The following is a 5,621-nucleotide window of genomic DNA, read 5'->3' on the forward strand; positions in this document are numbered from 1 at the left end:
TCGCCGGCCACCGGCTTCGTCACGGGCCAGGTGCTGTTCGTCGACGGCGGCAAGTCGCTCGGCGGCTCGGGGGCGTGATGGCGCAGCCCCAGGAGAAGACCGGCTACGACGTGGTCGTGATCGGCAGCGGCGCGGGCGGGCTCGCGGCCGCGCTCACGGCGAAGCTCGAAGGCCTCGACGTGCTGGTGATCGAGAAGACCGACCGCATCGGCGGCTCGACCGCGATCTCGGGCGGCGCGGTGTGGGTGCCGCTCAACGACCAGGCCGAGGCTGCGGGCCATCCCGACACGCCCGAGAAGGCGCTGACCTATCTGCGCAACACGGTGGGCGCGGCCGGCGACGAGGCGCTGCGCCATGCCTTCCTCGAGGCCGGGCCGCGCGCGCTGCGCTACCTGCGCGAGCGCACCGACGTGCAGCTCGCCGCGCGCACCTACTCGCCCGACTACCACCCCGACCGCGAGGGCGCCGCGATGGGCGGCCGTTCGCTCGACCCGATCGAGTTCGACGGCCGGCTGCTCGGCCCGCACTTCCGCACCCTGCGCGATCCGCTTCCCGAGTTCTGCGTGCTCGGCGGGATGATGGTCAACATGACCGACGTGAAGCACTTGCTCGCGGTCACGCGCTCGTTCGCGTCGTGGAAGCACGGCATGAAGCTGGTGCTGCGCTACTTCGCCGACCGCTTGAGTGGCCACCACCGCGGCACGCGGCTGCTGCTGGGCAATGCGCTCGCGGGGCGGCTGTTCCACGGGCTGCTGAAGCAGAAGATTCCGTTCTGGCTCGAGACGCCCGCGCTGGCGCTCGAGCAGGATGCGGGCGGTGCGGTGACCGGCGTGCGCGTGAAGCGCGACGGCCGTGAGATCGTGCTGCAGGCGCGGCGCGGCGTGGTGGTCGCGACCGGTGGCTTTCCGTGGAATGCGCAGATGCGCGCCGAGCACTATCCCGCGCCGACCGGGCCCTACTCGATGTCGCCGCAGGGCAATGTCGGCGAGGGCATCGCGATGGCGCGGCAGGCCGGCGGCGTGCTCGGCACCGGCCACACGGGCCCGGCGCTGTGGGCACCGGTGTCGATGATGCAGCGTCCCGACGGCAGCATGCTGCGCTATCCGCACCTGGTGTGGGACCGCGCCAAGCCCGGGCTGATCGCGGTCGACGCGCGCGGCGAGCGCTTCGTCAACGAGGCTAGCTCGTACCACGAGTTCGTGCGCGGCATGTACCAGGCCAACGAGGCCGGCACGAGCATCCCGGCGCTGCTGGTGTGCGACAGCGACTTCATGGAAAAGTGGGGCCTGGGCCTCGCGCTGCCGGGCGGGCGGTCGCGCGAGCACCTGGTGCGCGCCGGCTACCTGTACCGCGCCGACACGCTCGAGGCGCTGGCACGCCAAGCCGATGTCGACCCCGACGGCCTCGCACGCACCGTGGCCGCGTTCAACCCACCGGCCGCGCGCGGCGAGGACCCGGCCTTCGGCAAGGGCAGCACGGCCTACAACCGCTACCTCGGCGACCCCGAGCACCAGCCCAATGCCTGCGTGGCACCGGTCGCGAAGGCGCCGTTCTACGCGGTCAAGGTCTATCCCGGCGACATCGGCACGGCACTGGGCGTGCGCGCCGATGGCCATGCACGCGTGCTCGATGCGCGCGGCACGCCGATCGCGGGCCTGTACGTGGCCGGCAACGACATGCATTCGGTGATGGGAGGCGAGTATCCTGCGCCCGGCATCACGCTGGGACCGGCCCTGACCTTCGGCTGGGCGGCCGGCATGCACCTGGCCCATGGCCGCGACGAACACGCCTGACACCACACACTTCACACCCATCATGAAGATCTTCTATTCCCCCGCTTCCCCCTTCGTGCGCAAATGCATGGTCGTCGCGCACGAGCTCGGCATCGCCGAGCGCATCGAGCGCCTGCCGAGCGCGGCCGGCCCGGTGAAGCGCGACGCGACCATCCTGCCGACCAACCCGCTGGGCCAGGTGCCGACCTTCCTCACCGACGACGGCCAGGCCCTGTTCGACAGCCGCGTGATCTGCGAGTACCTCAACGACCAGCAGGGCGGCACGCTGTTCCCCGCCTCGGGCAAGGAGCGCTGGGCCCGTCTCACCGAACTCTCGCTGGCCGACGGCATGACCGCCGCCGCGCTGCTCGCGCGCTACGAGAACGTGCTGCGTCCGCAGGAATTCCGCTGGGCCGACTGGACCGACGGCCAGCTCGCGAAGGTGCGCACCGGGCTCGAATGGCTCGAGAAGGAAGCGGCCGGATTCGGCGAACGTGTGGACATCGGGACCATCGCCTTCGGCTGTGCGCTGGGGTACATGGACTTCCGGTTTCCGGATGTGGATTGGCGTGCTCAGGCGCCTCGCAGCGCTGAGTGGTTCGAGGCGTTCAATCGGCGGGCTTCGATGCAGGCTACGTTGCCTACGGCTTGAGTTTTTTGCGTGTGGGGGTGGGCTCACGCCGATGGGGTACTCCCCTCCGCGAATGTCCCCCGGCCTGCGGCCTCCTCCTTTATTTCGCTGCGGGGAGTACCCGATGCCCTGTGCACGCGCCCCGAACAAAAAACGCCCAGCCTGGCAAGACCGACGATTCCTTGGCTAAATGCCACCCTCCGCAAGAAACCAAGGACCCCGAATGTCTTCTGAGCAAAACAAGGTAGCCATCGTCACGGCAGGCGGCAGCGGCATGGGCGCCGCCGCGGCCCGCAAGCTCGCGCAGGACGGTTTTCGTGTCGCCATCCTGTCTTCCTCGGGCAAGGGCGAGGCCCTCGCGAAGGAGCTCGGCGGCATTGGCGTGACCGGCTCCAACCAGTCGAACGACGACCTCAAGCAACTCGTCGACCGCGTCATCGCCGAGTGGGGCCGCATCGACGTCCTCGTCAACAGCGCCGGCCACGGCCCGCGCGCGCCCATTCTGGAAATCACCGACGACGACTGGCACCGCGGCATGGACGTCTACCTGCTGAGCGCCGTGCGCCCCAGCCGGCTCGTCACGCCGCACATGGTCAAGCAGGGCGGCGGCGCCATCATCAACATCTCGACCTTTGCCGCCTTCGAACCCGATCCCGTGTTTCCGACCTCGGGCGTGTTCCGTGCCGGCCTCGCCGCCTTCACCAAGCTCTTCGCCGACCAGTATGCCGAGCACAACGTGCGCATGAACAACGTGCTGCCCGGCTTCATCGACAGCCTGCCCGAGAAGGAAGTGTTCCGCGAACGCATTCCCATGGGACGTTATGGCCGCAGCGACGAGATCGCCGCCACCATCGGCTTTCTCGCTTCCGACGGCGCGGGCTACATCACCGGCCAGAACCTGCGCGTCGACGGGGGCATCACGCGCTCCGTCTGAGGCCGTCATGGGCGCTGCCTACAATCGGCGCCCATGTGCCCGAGGACGTCCCGCCACCCCAACAAGCTTCGCGCGGACGTCCTTCTCTTCAGCCGGCACGTACGCCGGCGCGCCTCCTGCTATGCGCTCGCTCGCATCGCGCGCGACAGCCAGTCCCGGCAATCGGGCTGCTCGCGGCTGACTCCCCCTTGAGCCTGGCGCATTGAATGAAGCGCGGCGGCAGCGCCCGCCGCTTTCTCCCTTGCGCCGCCAGCCGGCGCGATGCCTTCCAACGTCCCGCGATGCCTTGCCGGCACGCGGGCTGCTTTCCGTTTTCTCCATGTCTTCCCGCTACAGCCGCCTGCGCACCGAGTGGTGCCCGAGCATTCCGCGCGAACTGATGGCCGGCGCCGTCGCCACCTTCGCGCTCATTCCCGAGGTCATCGCCTTTTCCTTCGTCGCCGGTGTCGATCCCGCGGTGGGCCTGTTCGCCTCCTTCGTCATCGGCATCGTCATCGCCTTCACCGGCGGGCGCCCTGCCATGGTCTCGGCCGCGGCCGGGTCGGTGGCGCTGGTGGCCGCGCCGCTGGTGCATGCGCACGGCCTGGCCTATCTGCTCGCGGCCGGCCTGCTCGCGGGCGCGATGCAGATCGCCTTCGGGCTGCTGCGCCTCGGCGTGCTGATGCGCTTCGTGTCGTCGTCGGTGCGCACCGGCTTCGTCAACGCCCTTGCGATCCTGATCTTCGCGGCACAGATGCCGCACTTCATCGGCGCCAATGCCGCCACCTGGGCGATGGTCGGCCTCGGGCTCGCGGTCATCTACCTGCTGCCACGCCTCACCACCGCGGTACCGTCGCCGCTGGTGTGCATCGTGGTGGTCACGCTCGTGGGCCAGTGGCTCGGACTGCCGCTCAAGACCGTGGCCGACCTCGGCCAGCTGCCCGATGCCTTGCCCATGTTCGCGCTGCCCGCCGTGCCGCTGACCCTCGAGACCCTGCGCATCATCGCCTTGCCCGCCTTCGCGATCGCGATGGTCGGCCTGCTCGAATCGATGATGACCGCGAGCGTGGTCGACGAGCTCACCGACACCCCGAGCTCGAAGAACCGAGAGTGCGGCGGCCTCGGCCTCGCGAACGTGGCGGCCAGCTGCTTCGGCGGCATCGCGGGCTGCGGAATGATCGGCCAGACCGTGAGCAACGTGCGCTACGGCGGCCGCGGCCGGCTCTCGACCCTGTTCGCGGGCGCCTTCCTGCTGATCCTCATGGTGCTGCTCAAGCCCTGGGTGTCGCAGGTGCCGGTGGCGGCGCTGGTCGCGATCATGGTGATGGTTTCGGCCTCGACCTTCGACTGGGGTTCGCTGCGCACGCTGGTGCGCCATCCGCGCCTGTCGAGCGTCGTGATGCTCGCCACCGTGGCCGTCACCGTCGCCACCGACAACCTGGCCGCGGGCGTGGGCATCGGCGTGCTGCTCAGCGGCGTCTTCTTCACCTTCAAGGTGGCGCGGCTGCTGCGGGTGCAGGCGCGGCAGGACGAAGAGGGCGCCTGGCGCTTCGCCGTGAGCGGCCAGGTCTTCTTCGCCTCGGCCGACATGCTGGTCGACGCCTTCGACGTGCGCGAGATCGACGGCGCGCCGGTGCGCATCGACGTCTCGCAGGCGCACTTCTGGGACGTGACCGCCGTGGCGGCGCTGCGCAAGGTGGTCGAGCGGCTGCGCAAGCACGGCAGCGCGGTCGACGTGAGCGGCATGAACCAGGCCAGCCGCGACCTCGTGCTGCGCCTCGACGCGGCGCCCGAGTGAACCGGCTCAGGTCGCGGCGGCCGCCTCGGCGCGTACCTGGCTGCGAAAGCGCCCCGGGCTTTCGCCCACCGCGCGCCGGAAGGCCGCGCTGAACGCCGTCTCCGACTGGTAGCCCACGCGCTCGGCGATGCGCGCGATGCCCTCGTCGCCGTGCCGCAGCGCATGGCGCGCCACCGTCATGCGCCAGCCGCCGAGATAGTCGAGCGGCGTCGAGCCCGTCAGTGCCTTGAAGCGCAGCGCGAAGGCCGTGCGCGACATGCTGGCCGTCTGCGCCAGGCGCTCCACCGTCCAGGGTTGGGCGATGTCGGCATGCATGCGCGACAGCGCGGTGCCGATGCGCGCATCGGTCATCGCGCCGAGCCAGCCCTCGGGCTGCGGCGCGTTCGCGAGATGCACGCGCAGCGCCTGCACCAGCACCAGCGCCGCGAGGTGGGTGCGCGCCAGGGTCGAGCCCGGGCGCGGCTCGGCCGTCTCCCAGCCCATCAGGTCGAGCAGGCCCACGAGCGG

General features: G+C 70.3%; 5 protein-coding genes. 4 read left to right on the forward strand and 1 reads right to left on the reverse strand.

Features of this window, described 5'->3' with window-relative positions:
* Positions 1-77: 77 nt before the first annotated feature.
* From AC27VN_RS31030 to AC27VN_RS31045, 4 genes are all read left to right on the forward strand, one after another.
* The gene (locus AC27VN_RS31030) at positions 78-1,793 is read left to right on the forward strand and encodes an FAD-dependent oxidoreductase (protein ID WP_490879043.1); all 1,716 of its coding nucleotides are present in this window, start codon (positions 78-80) and stop codon (positions 1,791-1,793) included.
* 22 nt (positions 1,794-1,815) lie between these two features.
* A complete protein-coding gene (locus AC27VN_RS31035) occupies positions 1,816-2,424 on the forward strand; it encodes a glutathione S-transferase (protein ID WP_296739593.1) in 609 nt (202 codons plus the stop codon).
* A 202-nt stretch (positions 2,425-2,626) separates the two neighbouring features.
* Positions 2,627-3,337, forward strand: coding sequence for an SDR family oxidoreductase (locus AC27VN_RS31040; protein WP_490879044.1), 711 nt, complete (start codon positions 2,627-2,629; stop codon positions 3,335-3,337).
* A 319-nt stretch (positions 3,338-3,656) separates the two neighbouring features.
* Positions 3,657-5,114 carry a SulP family inorganic anion transporter gene (locus tag AC27VN_RS31045; RefSeq protein ID WP_490879045.1) on the forward strand — a complete coding sequence of 486 codons (1,458 nt, stop codon included), beginning with the start codon at positions 3,657-3,659 and terminating at the stop codon, positions 5,112-5,114.
* Positions 5,115-5,120: 6 nt separating this feature from the next.
* On the opposite strand, the gene AC27VN_RS31050 is transcribed toward AC27VN_RS31045, so the two are convergent.
* Positions 5,121-5,621, reverse strand: a 501-nt coding sequence (locus tag AC27VN_RS31050; RefSeq protein WP_490879046.1) for a helix-turn-helix transcriptional regulator, incomplete at its 5' end; no start/stop codon positions are given.

Source organism: Variovorax sp. 20P10.2.4, assembly GCF_058244205.1.

Coding starts and splice junctions, on each gene's coding strand:
- AC27VN_RS31030 (WP_490879043.1), top strand. CDS start 78: ATGGCGCAGCCCCAGGAGAAGACCGGCTACGACGTGGTCGTGATCGGC.
- AC27VN_RS31035 (WP_296739593.1), top strand. CDS start 1,816: ATGAAGATCTTCTATTCCCCCGCTTCCCCCTTCGTGCGCAAATGCATG.
- AC27VN_RS31040 (WP_490879044.1), top strand. CDS start 2,627: ATGTCTTCTGAGCAAAACAAGGTAGCCATCGTCACGGCAGGCGGCAGC.
- AC27VN_RS31045 (WP_490879045.1), top strand. CDS start 3,657: ATGTCTTCCCGCTACAGCCGCCTGCGCACCGAGTGGTGCCCGAGCATT.